25 protein-coding genes are annotated in these 16,146 nt (G+C 45.5%); 22 read left to right on the top strand and 3 right to left on the bottom strand.

What is annotated here, in order from left to right; translation table 11 throughout:
- Positions 1-126 precede the first annotated feature (126 nt).
- A complete protein-coding gene (locus tag Y71_RS29040) occupies positions 127-618 on the top strand; it encodes a GNAT family N-acetyltransferase (RefSeq protein WP_000217395.1) in 492 nt (163 codons plus the stop codon).
- Positions 619-703: 85 nt separating this feature from the next.
- Here the strand turns inward: Y71_RS29040 and Y71_RS30880 are convergent, their stop codons facing one another.
- Positions 704-1,387, bottom strand: a complete 684-nt coding sequence (locus Y71_RS30880) for a hypothetical protein (protein ID WP_008786796.1) — start codon at positions 1,385-1,387, stop codon at positions 704-706.
- 356 nt (positions 1,388-1,743) lie between these two features.
- On the opposite strand from Y71_RS30880, the gene Y71_RS29030 reads away from it, so the two are divergent.
- The 6 genes from Y71_RS29030 to Y71_RS29000 all read left to right on the top strand — a co-directional run bounded on the left by Y71_RS29030 (position 1,744) and on the right by Y71_RS29000 (position 5,472).
- The gene (locus tag Y71_RS29030; RefSeq protein WP_008786797.1) at positions 1,744-2,145 is read left to right on the top strand and encodes a hypothetical protein; all 402 of its coding nucleotides are present in this window, start codon (positions 1,744-1,746) and stop codon (positions 2,143-2,145) included.
- A gap of 255 nt (positions 2,146-2,400) precedes the next feature.
- A protein-coding gene (locus Y71_RS29020; RefSeq protein ID WP_107224802.1) for an IS3-like element ISSen4 family transposase occupies positions 2,401-3,521 on the top strand; the annotation gives its coding sequence in 2 pieces (ribosomal slippage) (positions 2,401-2,659 and positions 2,659-3,521; 1,122 coding nt in all).
- Between the two features lie 34 nt (positions 3,522-3,555).
- Complete coding sequence (locus Y71_RS29015) at positions 3,556-3,846, top strand: hypothetical protein (RefSeq protein WP_007372147.1); 291 nt, start codon at positions 3,556-3,558, stop codon at positions 3,844-3,846.
- A 77-nt stretch (positions 3,847-3,923) separates the two neighbouring features.
- Complete coding sequence (locus tag Y71_RS29010) at positions 3,924-4,160, top strand: hypothetical protein (protein WP_007372148.1); 237 nt, start codon at positions 3,924-3,926, stop codon at positions 4,158-4,160.
- A 29-nt stretch (positions 4,161-4,189) separates the two neighbouring features.
- On the top strand, positions 4,190-4,741 hold the full coding sequence (locus Y71_RS29005) for a LexA family transcriptional regulator (RefSeq protein ID WP_007372149.1): 552 nt from the start codon (positions 4,190-4,192) through the stop codon (positions 4,739-4,741).
- Positions 4,742-5,067: 326 nt separating this feature from the next.
- Complete coding sequence (locus tag Y71_RS29000) at positions 5,068-5,472, top strand: hypothetical protein (RefSeq protein WP_008786799.1); 405 nt, start codon at positions 5,068-5,070, stop codon at positions 5,470-5,472.
- A 26-nt stretch (positions 5,473-5,498) separates the two neighbouring features.
- Here Y71_RS29000 and Y71_RS28995 read toward each other — a convergent pair whose 3' ends face one another.
- On the bottom strand, positions 5,499-6,488 hold the full coding sequence (locus Y71_RS28995; RefSeq protein ID WP_007372150.1) for a hypothetical protein: 990 nt from the start codon (positions 6,486-6,488) through the stop codon (positions 5,499-5,501).
- Positions 6,489-6,610: 122 nt separating this feature from the next.
- Between Y71_RS28995 and Y71_RS28990 the strand changes: the two genes are divergently transcribed.
- The 15 genes from Y71_RS28990 (at position 6,611) to Y71_RS30295 (ending at position 15,774) form a co-directional block, all read left to right on the top strand.
- On the top strand, positions 6,611-6,934 hold the full coding sequence (locus Y71_RS28990) for a hypothetical protein (RefSeq protein WP_020996132.1): 324 nt from the start codon (positions 6,611-6,613) through the stop codon (positions 6,932-6,934).
- On the top strand, positions 6,927-7,997 hold the full coding sequence (locus Y71_RS28985) for a phosphoadenosine phosphosulfate reductase domain-containing protein (RefSeq protein WP_007372151.1): 1,071 nt from the start codon (positions 6,927-6,929) through the stop codon (positions 7,995-7,997). The genes Y71_RS28990 and Y71_RS28985 overlap by 8 nt, the downstream gene beginning before the upstream one ends.
- Positions 7,998-8,106: 109 nt before the next feature.
- On the top strand, positions 8,107-8,424 hold the full coding sequence (locus Y71_RS28980) for a hypothetical protein (RefSeq protein WP_020996134.1): 318 nt from the start codon (positions 8,107-8,109) through the stop codon (positions 8,422-8,424).
- Positions 8,425-8,432: 8 nt separating this feature from the next.
- Positions 8,433-8,768, top strand: a complete 336-nt coding sequence (locus Y71_RS28975; protein WP_008786801.1) for a PerC family transcriptional regulator — start codon at positions 8,433-8,435, stop codon at positions 8,766-8,768.
- A 383-nt stretch (positions 8,769-9,151) separates the two neighbouring features.
- A complete protein-coding gene (locus tag Y71_RS28965; protein WP_009653863.1) occupies positions 9,152-9,613 on the top strand; it encodes a hypothetical protein in 462 nt (153 codons plus the stop codon).
- A 90-nt stretch (positions 9,614-9,703) separates the two neighbouring features.
- A complete protein-coding gene (locus Y71_RS28960; protein WP_020996135.1) occupies positions 9,704-10,105 on the top strand; it encodes a hypothetical protein in 402 nt (133 codons plus the stop codon).
- Positions 10,106-10,304: 199 nt separating this feature from the next.
- Positions 10,305-11,189 (top strand): hypothetical protein, encoded by an 885-nt coding sequence (locus Y71_RS28955; RefSeq protein WP_007372154.1) that lies wholly within the window; start codon positions 10,305-10,307, stop codon positions 11,187-11,189.
- Positions 11,190-11,268: 79 nt separating this feature from the next.
- Entirely contained in the window at positions 11,269-11,796 is a 528-nt protein-coding gene (locus tag Y71_RS28950) for a hypothetical protein (RefSeq protein ID WP_007372155.1), read from the top strand.
- Positions 11,797-11,801: 5 nt separating this feature from the next.
- Entirely contained in the window at positions 11,802-12,107 is a 306-nt protein-coding gene (locus Y71_RS28945; RefSeq protein ID WP_032941601.1) for a hypothetical protein, read from the top strand.
- 12 nt (positions 12,108-12,119) lie between these two features.
- A complete protein-coding gene (locus Y71_RS28940; RefSeq protein ID WP_007372157.1) occupies positions 12,120-12,572 on the top strand; it encodes a hypothetical protein in 453 nt (150 codons plus the stop codon).
- 82 nt (positions 12,573-12,654) lie between these two features.
- Entirely contained in the window at positions 12,655-13,185 is a 531-nt protein-coding gene (locus Y71_RS28935; protein ID WP_007372158.1) for a hypothetical protein, read from the top strand.
- A gap of 322 nt (positions 13,186-13,507) precedes the next feature.
- On the top strand, positions 13,508-14,065 hold the full coding sequence (gene ssb, locus Y71_RS28930; protein WP_008786804.1) for a single-stranded DNA-binding protein: 558 nt from the start codon (positions 13,508-13,510) through the stop codon (positions 14,063-14,065).
- A gap of 55 nt (positions 14,066-14,120) precedes the next feature.
- On the top strand, positions 14,121-14,474 hold the full coding sequence (locus Y71_RS30485; RefSeq protein ID WP_154050669.1) for a hypothetical protein: 354 nt from the start codon (positions 14,121-14,123) through the stop codon (positions 14,472-14,474).
- 277 nt (positions 14,475-14,751) lie between these two features.
- Positions 14,752-15,432 carry a hypothetical protein gene (locus Y71_RS28920; protein WP_007372161.1) on the top strand — a complete coding sequence of 227 codons (681 nt, stop codon included), beginning with the start codon at positions 14,752-14,754 and terminating at the stop codon, positions 15,430-15,432.
- 27 nt (positions 15,433-15,459) lie between these two features.
- The gene (locus tag Y71_RS30295) at positions 15,460-15,774 is read left to right on the top strand and encodes a hypothetical protein (protein ID WP_127649449.1); all 315 of its coding nucleotides are present in this window, start codon (positions 15,460-15,462) and stop codon (positions 15,772-15,774) included.
- Between the two features lie 17 nt (positions 15,775-15,791).
- On the opposite strand, the gene Y71_RS28915 is transcribed toward Y71_RS30295, so the two are convergent.
- Entirely contained in the window at positions 15,792-16,139 is a 348-nt protein-coding gene (locus Y71_RS28915) for a hypothetical protein (RefSeq protein ID WP_127649446.1), read from the bottom strand.
- Positions 16,140-16,146 lie beyond the last annotated feature (7 nt).

Raw genomic sequence — 16,146 nt, 5'->3', positions numbered from 1 at the left:
TCTGCTACTGAAACCACTAACACCGATCAAATGGTCATCAGCGAAATACCCCGTTCATTTCTATTGACCTCTTTACCTCCATGTAATCAAATTGATGGAATAATAACGGTTACGAGAGACAAACTGATGACGGTGTTATCTGCCCCTGAAATGCGCTTTGGAACCAAACAGGATGTTCCCTTTATCATAGCGGTGATTCGCGACGGTATGCGGGATGGGTATTTTAACTTTGATGATGATGACGGACTGTCTCAGTTCGAAAGTCAGATCTCAGAAGCCATTGCCAGGCGGGAACGGGGAGAGAATTGCGCCGATTTCTTGTTTGTCTTTGATGCTCAACATAATGGCGCAGCGATAGGTTTTGCCCTACTGACGGGCAAAAATGGTGCAAATGGACTTGCTTCACATCTGGAAATCAGGATGTTTGGTGTTACCAGGAGTCAAAGACAAAAAGGATTTGGGCGCTCCATGTTGCAAAGTATTCTGGATGCTACTCCCGGCCATAAAGTGGAGGCATCCTGTCTTCCTGCATCAGTTGTCATGGCCAGGATGCTGACTAATGCGGGTTTTCACGTCAAAGAGATAAGCCCGTTTGGAAAGCGTACTTTCAGACGCTAATGTAAAATTCAGATAAAAAAACCGGCTGACGAATTCAGTCGGTTTAGTAATCCTGCAAAAGGATGCTGGACAGCGACGGACGACTTCAGAGCTGTGGCAATGGCCCCTGGTTATCTTCAGTCGCAGCCTGGTCTTTATCCGGGGTGGCCGTTGCAGTCCGCGAGGCATCAAATGAGACCGTTGGGTCGCTGAGAGTCAGGATGCCAGTGTCTTCAACTTCTCGCGTTGTCAGCGTAAGCTCAGATTTACTGTCATCACACTTATTCGTTTTCTCCGCCAGTGCCTTGCACCAGATATAACGACCTCTCTGGGCATCAGAGACTGAAGGCTCTCCATATTTCTCGATCGCCGACTTCAGTAAGAGATCAGGGTTGCTGAATGAAAAGCGGATTTTGTAAGCCACCGGCTCAATGGGGTCAACTGCCGTATCGGGGATAAAATAGACCACCGTCTCCTGGTGAGCATCTCCCCAGAAAATACTATTCAATGAGTTGTTACTGTAGCGCTTTTGAATTTCTTCACCAGCAGACTGGCCAAGTTTGTCAGTGATAGCAGTGATCGCTTCAGAAGCTGTCATCCGCAGGCTTACCGGCCCTATAGAAAAAGACATAACATCAAAGCTATTCAGGGGGGTAATGGTGCTTTCTGGAGCGGTAGATGAATCGGGTACGTCATCACTGTACAGACTGTCATCCCCCGGAGAAGGCGTTACAGGTGCTGAATTTTGGATGTCAGGTGTGTAGCTGGGATCGGGAGCGTATAGGCCCATTGTATCATTCTGTACAGCAGAATATACCGAAGCGGTCGGCAGGACGGTAAGGAGCGCAAGGGCGCAGTATCCAAGGTATCTGGTCATATTCACCTCGTCAGTAGCAGTTGTCCTACTGTAACAGCGCGAGGTTTGAGAACATCATGGAAATGGGGTCAAAGCGGGGCGAAAAACAAGCCTGATTCACATGGCTTACGTAGCAGCATGGAGATCTCCTGAAGTCGGAGAAAATGAGTCAGATAACGCGAATATCGAAAATGGAACGAAGTACTTAATTACCTAACAGGAGGTACATGTTAACCTGACGAACATTGCTTACTGCCTATTTGTAGATTCAGGCTACAGGGAGAATCCAAGTGCCAAACTGCATACCCCTTAATCCGGTATTACCTAAAAACTTCGACGATACACCTAATGAAAAGCGCTCAAAGTCTCAGCTTGATGCCTGGTGGGATCATCCATATGGCATTACTTGCCCGGACGGGAAAATCACTGTTCGATGCCTGAATGGAGGAGCTTGGGATCGTTCGACAGTGCTGGGAGTAGCGGACAATTACGAAGAAGCCTGCGAGCTCGCAGAGCGCGAGCAATCAGCATGGGTCAAACGCCGTGCGGAGCCAATATTCTACTATAGCGGTGAAGCTCCATTCAGAGCGATAAGGGATGCACAACGTCCTGATCAGGAGCAGACCTTTGTCGCGTCTTTTGACACGCAAGATGAGCTAATCAGCTGGCTTAATAGTCAGAAAACCAGTTAATACCAAGTCTGGAAGTCTGCTTCTCAACAGACTTCCACATTTGATTATCAAGCTCCCCATAATTTGGGTTCAGTATAAACATTCCATTACGTTCTATTCCCCTCATTACATTCATCTATCCGTAAATTTCGTTAGCCAGCACATCGGGGTGATACTGATGTCAGGTAAACAAAACGGATGCAAATGACCTGCTCCCCGTTGATTAGTACACCCCGATGTTAGTAATGTCTTCATAAGCCACATGAGGACATCCCCATGAAGAAGCGTTTTTCCGACGAACAGATCATCAGTATTCTCCGCGAAGCCGAAGCTGGGGTACCCGCCCGTGAACTCTGCCGCAAGCATGCCATTTCCGATGCCACGTTTTACACCTGGCGTAAGAAGTATGGCGGTATGGAGGTGCCTGAAGTTAAGCGCCTGAAGTCGCTTGAGGAAGAGAACGCCAGACTCAAGAAGCTGCTTGCCGAAGCCATGCTGGATAAAGAGGCGCTTCAGGTGGCTCTTGGGCGAAAGTACTGACGACAGACCAGAAGCGGGAAGCCGTGATGTTGATGTGTGATGCGACCGGTCTGTCGAAACGTCGTGCCTGCAGGCTTACAGGTTTATCCCTGTCGACCTGCCGCTATGAGGCTCACCGTCCGGCTGCTGATGCGCATTTATCAGGGCGCATCACTGGGCTGGCACTGGAGCGCAGGCGTTTTGGCTACCGTCGTATTTGGCAGTTGCTGCGCCGTGAAGGGCTTCATGTTAATCATAAGCGTGTGTACCGGCTTTATCACCTCAGTGGCCTGGGCGTAAAACGCAGAAGACGTCGTAAAGGGCTGGCAACAGAACGTCTGCCGCTGCTCCGTCCGGCGGCGCCCAATCTGACCTGGTCGATGGATTTCGTCATGGACGCACTTTCCACCGGTCGCAGGATCAAGTGTCTTACCTGCGTCGATGATTTCACAAAGGAATGCCTGACGGTCACTGTTGCCTTTGGGATTTCAGGCGTTCAGGTCACGCGTATTCTGGACAGCATTGCACTGTTTCGAGGCTATCCGGCGACGATAAGAACTGACCAGGGGCCGGAGTTCACTTGCCGTGCACTGGATCAATGGGCCTTTGAGCATGGTGTTGAGTTGCGCTTAATCCAGCCGGGCAAGCCAACGCAGAACGGATTTATTGAGAGCTTTAACGGACGATTTCGCGATGAATGTTTGAATGAGCACTGGTTCAGCGATATCGTTCATGCCAGGAAAATTATTAATGACTGGCGGCAGGATTATAACGAATGCCGCCCGCACTCCACGCTGAATTATCAGACACCGTCTGAATTTGCAGCGGGCTGGAGAAAGGGGCATTCTGAGAATGAAGATTCCGACGTTACTAACTGAGTGTTGTATCTAATCGTGGGGGCAGGTCACAAAAATGCAGACATGTTCGGAAGTCCTGGCGGTTGAAATATTCAATCAAGTTGGACGTGAGGCAGCTATTGCTCAATATAACTTAATTTGTGAAATAGCCCAGCGACGTTACGAAGACAGCCTGGCCAAATATGGTTCCGTGCCAGCTGGTTTCACCGCGCTCAATTTCCTCCATCCGGCAGAACTTCAGGAGCGTTACATCCTGGGGTTGGGAATTCAGCTTTGTATCGATGAGCAGCATGAAGCCAGGGAACGGGTTTTAGCTCGCTGCCTGGCAAGAAAAAGGGCCGCATAAACAGGTGATAAAACAACTCAGCTATAGCTGAACACGCACTAATTGGCTATGTTAACAAAACGAACAAGGTGGCGATTATGTACAGTGAATCTATCGATCGTGCTATCAGTATCCTCAAGGACGCGGGCGAAAAAATCGGTATGGAACTGGGTAGTAATGTGACATCTCAGGAATCAGAACTGCTTGAGGATGCGCTGGTGGGCCTGACTAAAGTTAAAGGGCAACTCTGCGGTAATCACTCCTTAACTGATGTAAAAGCGGACGTCGTGCCTTTTAGTCTCAGTTCGACGAAGAACGTCGATAGCCCGCATTAATTAACAACCACCAACTGGACGGAAGGGATATGACTGAAGACAACGCCGGTAGTGTTTCTGGAAAAGCACAGAACGCCCCAAAAGCAAATGCCCACCTGGACAGGCTCTTTGATTTCATTGTGACAGAAATCAAAGAGCAGGGTGCAGCACCGTCTTACGAGCAGATCTGTTCTTCTCTGGGGTATTCAAAAGGGCTCGTTTCCCGGCGTATCCGGCAGTTGCATGACCAGGGACGAATCATTATCGATGGTGAAAGAAAGTCTATGACGCTGCGCGTAGCGAAAGGACAAGGTCATGATGACATTGCCGAACTCCCGGACATGACCAGTGACAGGAAAGCAATCATCACGTATGTCAAAAAATACATGAACAGAAATGGTGGCCGTGGGCCATCAGTTCACGCAATAGGGAAAGCGCTCGGCTTCTCGAATAACAAGGCGCGTAGACATGTGGACTATCTCGACGAAGTAGAGAGGGTACGTTACAGCCCTCATCTTAATGAAGTAATCGTTATCAATCAGGGTGATTACGTTAAAATTACCCAGGACAACGATGAACCACCGAGCCCGGCAGAAGGTTAGCCATGATTCGCATATGGAGAGAAGTTGTAAACGTAAAGGTTCAGGACGGGAGCCGTAACGGACGAATCTGGTTTCTTGAACTTTCGTGTGGCCATCATGCTGTCAGACGTATACCTCGATTACGTCTGCATAATCTGACGCAATTCGAACGACTTGAGCCACCAGCTAAATGTCACTGTGTATTGTGTGAAATAGATGCTATTGCAGGACAAAAATAGCAATAAACACAACATAAAAGCCCTCAATTTGTCCCCATTGTTTTTAGCCTGACAGCATTGGTACTGATAGCCTAATCATATTTAAACGCATAACCCTATGGTGGACATATGAAAAAAGCTGTTTTTGGCCTTTTAGCACTATTGCCCTTCATAACCAGCGCAGAATCGATCGATCCGAACGATTTCTATGCTCAGCAGCCTTCTCAAAACTACCAACAACCTGCTGCCAGCGAGCAACAGGACGATGCTGACAATTCCAGTGACCAGACAGCTGCGATCGTATTGAACCTGGAAAGTTACAAACCGCTGGGGAATTTTGTAGTCCCCCAGGGAGTAGAACGCCCATTCATTGGTCTTATTAACAGCAAAATTTTCATACTGTCTGAGCAACCAGATAAACGCTTGGCTGGCCTATGGATAGGTCGTAGTCAGGATGGTCGTGAAGCACTTTGTGGTTACCTGAACAACAGTATGCAGGTCAGAAAATGTTATTACATCTTATATCGTGAGTAAAAAATGGGGCCGTAGCCCCATTTATTTTAATGTTTGAATGAGGGTATAAAGGGTATTACTGGATTTGTTCCTAGCGAAGCTAATTCGTTAGGCGCAAGATAACGTCGCAGTTCAGTAATCAATATATCAACTGATTTATCCCAGCCATCTCTCACAATGTTTAGAATGTGCCGAGCTGGATAATGTGTTAGAAAAGGATGGTTGGGGCCAAATTTATTAAGGTGTTCAATAGTACCTATTGCATCGAGATAATCTGTAACAAGATGGTGTTCTGACTCAAAAATAGCGACAAATTTATAACCATCAGCAGCGTTTACCCACTGGCAAGTACAGTCATTAAGCTGAAATTGATTAGAACGTTTTTCCCCCTTGGGTTTAGGATTGACTCCAATACCAAAAGACAAATACAAACCTTTCCTTCCCCAGAAGGCCGGTCTCTTCAAGTCCTGACCATTGTTTCCTTCGACCTCTCCAAGAATGCCAAACAAAGTAGCTGATTCTTGGTTAGGATTCGTTCTCATACGGAAAAGAATGCATAGATCTGCAAACTTTAAGCTATTATAAACTGAATTATAAAAGACATTCTCATGGCCAAGTAGATAAGGATTATGCTCTACCGCAAAATTAGTGCCACTTCTAAAGTCACGGCAGCTAATGAATACACCAAACTGGCTCATATTAGCGAGGATATCGACATTGCGATAATCAGACAAATTAATAAGTATAGTATTTAAGACTTCTCTACCTTCATAACTCATCAGATAGTGGCAGAGCAAATTTTGTAGACCGAAGTTTCTGAACTGATCTTTAATTAAAGAAAAATATCCTTCACCAGCTAATGAAACTAGGTTTCTCATTGTTGGTGTATGTTTCCCCATGAGAGGGGAATTAAAACGTACCTTCATCCGGTTATTATCATAAAGGGTTTCAATAATTGAGCAAAAGTGCATCGCCCAATACGCGTTGTTATCACCAATTAAACCGGGTTTCACTACAGTAGTTTTAGAAAAATCCATTCTGTCTCCAAAGCAGTAATCAGTCACTCATAACACGATATTTGCAGTGAAAGTTATATCTGTAAGCAAATTTCGTCAGCTGTTAGCGTCGTATTAGGCTTAGTAAAAAGCCGGAGGTAGATATGCCTAAAGACGATGTTGCAACAATCATAATCCAGAATGGGTTGACGCATAAAGTAAATGTGATCTGCAAATTCAGCGCACAAATCGACAATCAAATGTTCTCATTCATCATCCATCGCACATTAAGCGTATGTCGATATGCGCTTGTCTGTAAGGCAACAGGCCAAAGAATTGCAGTTCTTGATACCAGTCGAGTAAAGGCACTTGGTATGGAAGCAGCAGGTAAACTAGCGCTATCAGATCTGGCCTCATCATTAGGCGAGACTAGACTTGCTGCGATTCTGACAAATTCACTTCAGAGCAGGAGCGCGGCAAGTGAGTGATTTAATCGACGATAACTTTATTATTCCTGCACTGAGTAGCATAGCAGGCATCACCACGCCACTATCAGGACAAACGTACAGGAACGCTCCAGATATCGACATATCTTGCTATGACGTGATAATCATTTGCCTTAGCGGCGGAAAAGACTCCATAGCCTGCCTTCTCCACTTAATTGACATCGGGGTCGATCTGTCCAGGGTGGAACTCTGGCATCACGATGTTGATGGCCGCGAGGGAAGTACTTTAATGGACTGGCCATTTATGGCCGACTACAACCGCAAAATAGCTTCAACATTTCAGATACCGTTGATGTTCTCCTGGCTTCAGGGAGGAATGGAAGGTGAGATGCTGAAAGAGAATGGCTACAGTCGCCCGCAATGTATCGAAACCCCAGATGGATTAATAATCGCGGAACGTGATATCCAGCGAAGCACTCCCGCCACGCGACTTCGGTTCCCTCAGCAATCACCAAGCCTTAAAACACGTTGGTGCTCATCAGCACTAAAAATTGATGTTGGTCGGCGAGCACTCACAAATCAGAGACGCTTTGACGGAAAAAAGGTGCTTTTTATTACGGGGGAAAGGAGAGCGGAAAGCTCTAATAGATTCAATTACTTACAACTGGAGCCACATACCAGCAGTTGCAAAAAAAGACAAGTTGATGCCTGGAGGCCAGTACTTGAATGGTCTGAAGAACAAGTCTGGGAGATTTTAGCAAAACATCGTGTTACAGCCCCAGTACCGTATCGTCTTGGATGGGGTCGCAGTTCATGCTTAACGTGTATATACAACAGTGCTCGCATATGGGCAACCATCAAACATTATTTCCCCGAGCGTATTCACGCAATGGCCAACTATGAAAACCGCTTTGGGGTCACTATCAGTCGTAAACGAATAAATGTTCTGGATCTAAGCCAGAATATTTCTCCTATTAATATCACGGATGAGGAAGCGCTGCTGCAAGCGGTAAATCCGGTCTATACATTGCCCGTCATTAACATGTCAAAAGAATGGGTGCTACCTGGTGGGGCGTACAACCGGGAGAAATGCGGGTCAGACTAATTAGCCATCAGCGATTTATAGCTGAGATTTCGTCACCTGAATATTACGTGGAAAATAGATATCAAATAGCAACATTGATACAGGCTTAACCGCCTCTGAAGGAAATATTATGACGATGGTAACGGCCAGAAATTGTACTGAAACACGGTTCAACCAGTTATGGGATGCTCTGCATGAAAAAAGCAGTGCGGAAAACGAATCCTTGTTTCAGCAAGAATTGCATCGCTGCCGCAGTAAACGTCAGCGAAGTAAACTGGCCGGGCGATTCGCCGGTGCCTGGCAAACCTTATTCGATGCCTTCTGTGAAGGTCGGGTCTTCTGCTCACTTCTGGACTCGGTTATCCACCAGGAGAGTATCAGCGAATGGCAGGTTGAAGAGTTAATCTCATTCACTTCTGCCCAGATGTCGACTCTATACAAAGGGTAGAGGTAGATATGGGACAAAGAAAATGTGCAGCAGCGTTCCTGCTCGCTGAAGAAATGTACCAGATACCAGCGACCAAATCGGTGATACTTGCCCGGGACCTGGAAGAAAGAGGGTTGTATCTCCGCGCTGCCAGGCAATGGGGAGAGGTCATGTTTGAACATACCCAGTGTACTGAGTACATTGTTGAACAACGGGAACGTTGCATTCGGTTATCCAATTCTCGCCATGAAGACCGTATCAGACAGCATGAGCAGGCAAGTGATCTTCAATATATTCACAAGCATATTAATGATGTATACACACGGATGGGACTAAAAGACGATGGTGTCTTTAATACCGCCTGATTTGTCGACCTTTTCCGTTCATTAAAAAATGAAACTGAGGAGAATGAGCGCACTCTTGACTGATTTTGACGGAGGATTACGTAAGTGGTTAAACAAAGTTTATTTGACCTTATAGGAGCTACCACGGGCCCAGAGCGAGATCTGTTGATCGTAAGCCTTCAGTCTCTACATCGTGAACGAGTAAGCTCATACAATGCATTGTGTACAGCCTGCTCAATCTCTGGAGATAAAGTCCCGCCAATGTCTTTATTCGGCATAGACGAGGTTACTGATGCACTACGCCGGTTAGGTGCATTACCGATCAGATAGTTCTTCAAGTAGTCAGGGTGAACAGGTTTGAATTGATACAAACGGCCTATGCTGAAGAGGAACAGAGATAACTGATGAAAACAAACGAAAACCTGCTGAACAGCATTGGAAAAAGTATTCGAATGTGGCGAGATAACTGCTTCCCTCCATTTCAGCGAGCGTATGGAACATGGTTATTGGTTCTGGTTTCGGTTAATGCCGGGATATGGTTTTACATAACCTCTGACTGGTCTGTACAGTTCGTCGGCAATATAGCAGGGCTCTTGGTTTTCCCAATGCTGGGTCGAAAGGTTTTTACAAAACGCGCCAGATCTTGGCAAGAAGAACTGGATATTAAGCTGGCAAAATACAAACCGCATAACATAGCTGCATGGAGGGAGTTGCAGGCTTATGCCTTGGAATCCAATACGCTATCTTCACAAATTGTTGAACGGTGGTATTTCAAAGAGCGGGAATTTATCAAGACGGCCCAAAAAGGGAAGCCGGGTAGTTCTGAACTCAAATTTCTCAAGAATAATACTGGATCAAAGCCTTAAGGAATCTGAGAGCCGGTGCGTAATGCAGAACCCACAGCCGAAGGGTTTTGGGAGTTAAACTGATACAGCTTTTACCGTGAGGTGGGATTTATGTCGAATGTCTTGCAGAAAGAAAACATCATCATGTCTCTGCCTCATCGTGACTGGAGTTGTGAAGTCATCGAGTGCCGATTAAAAGTGTGCCCCGTACCTGACGAACTCGACAGGGGGAATAACATCTTTTTCATCGTGGAAGACCTTTACCAGCTACGCGAGAACAGTGAATCACTTAACGTGCTTGGACAAATTCTGGCGAAACGTTTCCCACACATACCACCAAAAAGAATGCACCTTGTGCTGCACCGACGTGATGTGCAGAAAGCTCATGGAGTAGCCATCCACCTCTACCGCTTCATGCGTAGCGAGAAAGAAAATAACCGTAGTATTTTCATTGGTCGTAACCCTACTGAAGTTTCCCAGAAGACGGCATACGCCTCGATGTGCATTTTCTGACCACCAGCTGTTGAATCGTCACAATAGCCGACATAGTCGGCTATTTTTTTACGCTAAGAAAAACCATTTATGCCCACAAATTGCGGTTGAAAAAGCTATTTATTTTTGGGTGCAAAACGTCCTCATTCTCACTGTAACAATAAATTTCAACATGTGATTATAGTGAGAGTCGAAGCTGAAACATGAATGGTGGCTACATATGCATGATCTCCAGAATTCGTTAACTAGCAAAAATACCAACATTATCCGTGCTGAATTTGAAAATATGCTTTCTGCGCGTGGAACATCTATCGTGCGTTTTGATACCAACGCAGGGGCGAACAGCGGCGAGTATATAGGAAAAGGAATTCAACGTGAGTGGGTTGGGTATTTGCTAAACCATACGAGTTCTGGCCATACGGTCAAGGCATTTGAACCGGTGTATTCTATTCCTTTAAAAATCAGGCCAGACCTTCAATCCAGAAATATTGCAGACCACCAGACTAAAGTAAAAAAGTTATTTGAAAGTTATGATGAAGCGTATCTTACAGCCGCTATAGACTCAGAAGAGTATTGCAAGCCATTCTGGGTTTATCAGAATGCAGATGACGGTCATTACTCGATCAGTACTCGCGGTTTCAAAAATGCAAATGCACCTGCAAGCATTCCGAGCGATAATCGCATTGATATCGCTCAGATGAAAATGGGATATCCCATGCTCGATTATTGCCATAACATTATACCGTCCTCAGTCGTGCGATTAGGATTTAATGGGCGAGTGTTTACGCAAGGTAAGTATTATTACACCAATGAAGAGGTTTTCAGTTGGTTGTCCCGGAACCCGGATAGCGCAGTTTTCATTACGTTCCCAAAAGTTAACCAGACTGATAGATCTGAATTGATGTCAATTATGAAACGAGAATTCCTGAATTCGTGGGGTTTATTCTCATATTATCGCTGGCTGGGACGCAGCACCGCATTACTGGCATTGAGCCCGGTCAGTTCTAATGCTTCTGTTAAGTTAAGAAGTAGCAATGCACACTTCTTCAAAAATGCAATGCTGGCTGTTAACACGATCATTCCTAAAGGTAACGGAATTTCGTAATCGGAATAGTTACCGTTAGAGTGATTTAAAGATCGATTCATTCTGGAAATTGAACGAAGAAAATTTAATGGGAGTAACTATGACTGCACTACGCCGTATCTCAACAGAACCAAGCTGGACTCCAGTTGGCATCCGGGGCGAAGGGTTACCGACTAAAGCAGGTGTATACCGTTTTATTGTTCCCCGGGAAGCCGATAGCTCAGAACATATTGAGTTTCTGGCGTTAGTGCGCTGGCGTAAACACGGTGTTCATCAACTGTTATTTCCCACCTTTGAATACATCGTATGCGACGAGAATATCGTGCTCCCAGAAGGCACATGCTGGCGTGAACGCGAACCGTGGGATCCAGATACGCTGGGGGAAACCGAGTTCATCATCGTTCCTGAAATGAGCGCGGGTGCTCAACGCTGTCCGTTCTGCAAAGAAGTTCCGCGCATCGTTGGTGATAAATACAACTTTGAGTATAAGGAAAACTACATCACGAAAATGCCTCACCGGTTTAACCGCCTGTGGTTCAGCTGCTGTAAATGGGTTGCTCCTGTGCCCACTTCTGGGATTCAGTCACTGATTACGGCCTGGAACAAAATGCTCGGGTCATCCCGGTAGGAGTAATGATGAAATGTGCGTACCTACGAAAGTTTCTGATCATTGCTTTCATAACCGGCATTAGCGGATGCCAGAGTCTCGGAATAGGGTTAAGCCTGGATGAGCGCTACCAGAAGGCTTATCAGAAAGTACTGGCTGACCCTAATGACGATAACATTAAGACTTTCATGAAACTCAGCCAGGAAAAAGGCGAAAGAGACATGCAAGAGGCAAATTCAAAAGCCGCAGCCGACACTCGTGAAAGCGATAAGGGGTTTACTGAGTATTTTAAATCATATGGCAACGATGGATTTAAGCGGGCCAGACAATAAGAAAGAGGTCATATGTCATTACAGCAATCGCATGAAAATCTGGAGTTCCTGAAGGGGGCGGTCTGGTGCGCCGCAAAACTCGTTCAGGAAATTGGCGATTCAAAAGGTGCAGCTATTCTTATCACAAACTTGCCGGTTGGAATTTTCCCTCAATGTAGCGAAAGGGATTTATTTGTTCTGAGGCAATATGTCAGGAAAGATCTGCCACTTGGTATTGATGCCGAATATAGCGATATCAGGCCGGTCTTAATTGATTATCTGGGAGAGCCAGTAGACCTTCCTGAGTGTGAACTGGATAATTATGAACCGGCTCCTGGTGAAATGCTCCGCTGGGGAGTAACTGGAGATCTCAGTTCCGGGACACGATGTGTGCTGGTGGATAATCTTGCTTATCTCGCTGAAGCAATTGGTATCAGCAACGCACTAAGGCAACAGGCCGCAGAGTCAATCCAGCGCACCCTGTGATTAGTGAGTCGCCCCGAATTTCGTAAGCAGCATAAATGCCCTTAATCTTTATCCTACATATTTCAGGTTGTTGGGGTTTACCATGTACAAAGACCATTTTCCACAAGCGTGTCCTTCATCGATAAAAGAGGGCCAGTCATGCTGGCGGGTATTTATTGATATGGACGTAGACAACCCGTCGAAAATAAAAACCAGCGTCGAATTAATAGAAGTTGGCGTAAAAACAATTCGAATGAAAAAGAATGCGGCAGAAGGCAGTGAAAAAACTGTTTTTCTTGTGGATAAAATCCCTGGAATCACATTTATCAAAATTCGGCCTAGCGACAAAAAGCCAAGCGTCTGGAATACAAGCATCAGCAGTTTCTATAAACATGACGTGGAAATCGGGAAAACATTCCCCGTTGGTATCAGAACGACTAAAAGCGCTGCGTTTCGTACAGCAACAAAAAAAGTTGAACAGAGTATGCAAGAATACACTGATACTATAGCTAAGCTTGAAAACGACTATGTTAAGAATGAGACGGAGATTGCTGAGTACAAAAATGAACTCGCTGCTTACCAAACAATACTCCAAACCCTAAAACGTATGGCAAAAAGGCATCTCAAGCAATAATACATTTCGTCTCTTTTCAGGTAAACAAAATGGAAACACAATGTATTTTCATTGCAGGTTTCAAAAATTGTTTCACTCTGGGCCATACATGTTTAGTATGGGGACATAACAAAGAGAACGCTGGCGAGTACGCTGGCATAAAGATCACCTTTCCCGGCCTGGCCGGGATTTTTTTTGTCTGATGTGCCGTCCTTCTCACCACAAACTTAATATCCTGACTATTTTTATGGATGTGCAGTGCAATTATTTAACGAATTACCATTCGTCACCAGACCGGACAGGCTGATAATAATGTCATCCGATACAGAGCTGGGGAGGGTGTATGACTAATCGTGGCTATAGCAAAGTAATTATCGAAGGTACTGTAGGCCGTGAGCCTGAAATCCGACAACACCCTACCCACGGCATCTACGCAAAGATTTATGTAACAACATCTGAGTCCTCAATGGAGGATAAATCTGGTCTGGAGAAAATTACGGAAGAACACTATCAGATCATTTTGCTTGGTCAATTTGCTGATGTGGCCCGCAATCATCTTCATGTCGGGACAGGAGTGTACCTGGAGGCCCAATTGCGTACCCGCCTAATCAAGGAGGATGGTAAAGAACGCTTCTTTATGGACGTACTTGTCAACCCCGTGAAGGGGCATGTTCTTCGCAAAGTCAATGTAGGCGGTAATAAACTGGTGAGTCGTCACCTCCAGCAGAACCGTGGGCAGGATCACCGGCAGAATACCAGTTATAGCCGCAGGCCACAAAACACGAACGCGAGGCCAGCAACACCACGCAACTCGCCCCCAACAATGGAAAATTATTATTTGGGAAATCAGGATGAAGTTCCAGGAAGCACTGGTGCTTATGGAACTGAGATAGCCTTTTAATGATTAGCAGCATATCTGTTTTAATTTGTATCATAACTAATGGGGAATTATTGCCGTGAATGAATTCAATAACGCACTCCAGACGATACTGGAAAATGGGTCTATGTCATATGGCCAGGCTGCTATTTATGCCGGTGGTGCAATTTGCGTTGCGGCCCTTTTTTCGGCGATACTCAGAAGTGGACTACTGGTAATTTTGGGAATTGTCTCAGGCTTTTATCTGTTCAGTCTCAACACTCCAGACAGTACACTGGCGTATACTGCTGCTGCCTCAGACCGTCTCATCGAGCAGGTTAAAGCTGTCGGTGGATGCGCCACTAGACACATTGAGGATGCGCAAACTCTGGGTATCATCATAAAAAATGGCGATGTTATCGAGATAGCAAAGCAGTGCGGTATTATAAAATAATAACCGTAGCATATTATGATTGATGAATGCCTGAATGGTAATCTGCTCGCGGATTACCATTATTTTTTGAGATGTCTTATAGAACTTATCTAAAATTACATACGACTGTCATGACAGTATAAGGTCTTTATGAAAAACGTCGTCAAAACTTTACTACCCTCAGTGAACACTGGTGATCAAGACGAAAGCGTAAAATCGGATACGCTGACTGGCACTACTAAACCCTGCGACCACGGACTGGTTCATAATCATCTTTTAGGGCAGGAGGCCTGTTACTATGCCAAACACTAACGACTCGCTGACAGGACTCAACGTCGAGCTCGTTGGTGCATCGAAACAAGAGTTTACTCTCCTCACTGAAAACCATCTGATGCGCCGCATCATAGTGGCTTTATCTGAGTTAATGCGTAACGCGGAAGGCGTGATGATTGATTCTCATGTTTACCCGTGGGATCAAGTTCTCCCTGCTGCGATGGACATTCCATCATCCAACGCTTCTGATGAAGAGATACAGAACTGGATGATCAGTGCCTGTAAGGAGTGGCAGTGCGAATACAATCGCCGGGTTCAGTCGTTTACCGCATCAGAAGTAAAAAGCAAAAGCGACACCGAGAACGATAACCTATTCCTGCTGAATATCACCAACCTAGCCCATATGCTGATTGACCGGTTACTGCCGTTTGTCAGTATCGAGGAGATTAATCATGAGGATCCAGATTTACTCCCCCAAGTTATTGATATCGTGAATTATATGGTTGGTGTTATAAATGGTACAACCAGCACACAACAAGTCAGACAAGAATTGTTTACTGCCGGTGCTGATGACGCAGTATTTGCACTCAAACTAAAGCACAAAGAGCTAACCAGCCGGGGTGAAGATGCTGGATGGCTTGAAGAGGCAATGAAGATAATCGAAGAAAACAAACGCCAATCCATCGACTTTATGCAGCGCAGCTAATCGTTCCCATAATAAAAGGGTAATGCTATGAGTAAACATCTGTACTGTATTAAGGGTGTTTTAAAACCCAGGAAATTTTCTGTAAGTCTGATAAGAAATAAACTTAGCTCATTTGGTTTAAGGGGAAGTACTCTTCGTAGCGAAACCGCTCGCATTCTTGCCGGGCCAATAGATGGTATTAAGGGTACGTATCCCTTCGGCTGGTCAGAAGAACATTTTGACCGCAGGATGAAACGCATATTCATTCGCGCCGGTAATGCTTCCAGACTTTCTGATAATCGTCCATTTGCATTAAAACGACGCAGCGCTTTAACTATCAGTAAAAAGTATCTTTCTGTGTAACCACCAGCAGACGAGTTTTACTCGTCTGCCTGGCCCCATGCCTCTAATCTTCGCACCCGAAATGAAGTTGCCTGGAGTTCTCCTGATGAAGTTAACTCAAATGAAACTGTAAGATCGTTTTTGTTCCGGTACTTCCATACATAGCCATTTTGCTGCAATGTTTTGAGTGACTTACGTAGGTTGGGCTCAGCTACATCCTGGCTGTCTGGAACAGAGTTAATAAACCCCAGCAACCTGGTGAATGGCACTATCGCAGTGCCTTTTTCTTTGCACAAAAGAAGAAGTACCAACGCATCCTTCTGAATACGGGAAAAGCGCTCCAGGCGATGTTCAGTACCATCTCCCTGCATATTGGCATTGTTCATAATCAAC

Source organism: Kosakonia radicincitans DSM 16656, assembly GCF_000280495.2.
GTDB lineage: Bacteria > Pseudomonadota > Gammaproteobacteria > Enterobacterales > Enterobacteriaceae > Kosakonia > Kosakonia radicincitans.
Note: the sequence above shows the minus strand (reverse complement) of the source record. Positions and strands in the feature narration are given on the sequence as shown.

Coding starts and splice junctions, on each gene's coding strand:
- Y71_RS29040 (WP_000217395.1), top strand. CDS start 127: ATGACGGTGTTATCTGCCCCTGAAATGCGCTTTGGAACCAAACAGGAT.
- Y71_RS30880 (WP_008786796.1), bottom strand. CDS start 1,387: ATGGGCCTATACGCTCCCGATCCCAGCTACACACCTGACATCCAAAAT.
- Y71_RS29015 (WP_007372147.1), top strand. CDS start 3,556: ATGCAGACATGTTCGGAAGTCCTGGCGGTTGAAATATTCAATCAAGTT.
- Y71_RS29010 (WP_007372148.1), top strand. CDS start 3,924: ATGTACAGTGAATCTATCGATCGTGCTATCAGTATCCTCAAGGACGCG.
- Y71_RS29005 (WP_007372149.1), top strand. CDS start 4,190: ATGACTGAAGACAACGCCGGTAGTGTTTCTGGAAAAGCACAGAACGCC.
- Y71_RS29000 (WP_008786799.1), top strand. CDS start 5,068: ATGAAAAAAGCTGTTTTTGGCCTTTTAGCACTATTGCCCTTCATAACC.
- Y71_RS28995 (WP_007372150.1), bottom strand. CDS start 6,488: ATGGATTTTTCTAAAACTACTGTAGTGAAACCCGGTTTAATTGGTGAT.
- Y71_RS28990 (WP_020996132.1), top strand. CDS start 6,611: ATGCCTAAAGACGATGTTGCAACAATCATAATCCAGAATGGGTTGACG.
- Y71_RS28980 (WP_020996134.1), top strand. CDS start 8,107: ATGACGATGGTAACGGCCAGAAATTGTACTGAAACACGGTTCAACCAG.
- Y71_RS28975 (WP_008786801.1), top strand. CDS start 8,433: ATGGGACAAAGAAAATGTGCAGCAGCGTTCCTGCTCGCTGAAGAAATG.
- Y71_RS28965 (WP_009653863.1), top strand. CDS start 9,152: ATGAAAACAAACGAAAACCTGCTGAACAGCATTGGAAAAAGTATTCGA.
- Y71_RS28960 (WP_020996135.1), top strand. CDS start 9,704: ATGTCGAATGTCTTGCAGAAAGAAAACATCATCATGTCTCTGCCTCAT.
- Y71_RS28955 (WP_007372154.1), top strand. CDS start 10,305: ATGCATGATCTCCAGAATTCGTTAACTAGCAAAAATACCAACATTATC.
- Y71_RS28950 (WP_007372155.1), top strand. CDS start 11,269: ATGACTGCACTACGCCGTATCTCAACAGAACCAAGCTGGACTCCAGTT.
- Y71_RS28945 (WP_032941601.1), top strand. CDS start 11,802: ATGATGAAATGTGCGTACCTACGAAAGTTTCTGATCATTGCTTTCATA.
- Y71_RS28940 (WP_007372157.1), top strand. CDS start 12,120: ATGTCATTACAGCAATCGCATGAAAATCTGGAGTTCCTGAAGGGGGCG.
- Y71_RS28935 (WP_007372158.1), top strand. CDS start 12,655: ATGTACAAAGACCATTTTCCACAAGCGTGTCCTTCATCGATAAAAGAG.
- ssb (WP_008786804.1), top strand. CDS start 13,508: ATGACTAATCGTGGCTATAGCAAAGTAATTATCGAAGGTACTGTAGGC.
- Y71_RS28920 (WP_007372161.1), top strand. CDS start 14,752: ATGCCAAACACTAACGACTCGCTGACAGGACTCAACGTCGAGCTCGTT.
- Y71_RS30295 (WP_127649449.1), top strand. CDS start 15,460: ATGAGTAAACATCTGTACTGTATTAAGGGTGTTTTAAAACCCAGGAAA.
- Y71_RS28915 (WP_127649446.1), bottom strand. CDS start 16,139: ATGAACAATGCCAATATGCAGGGAGATGGTACTGAACATCGCCTGGAG.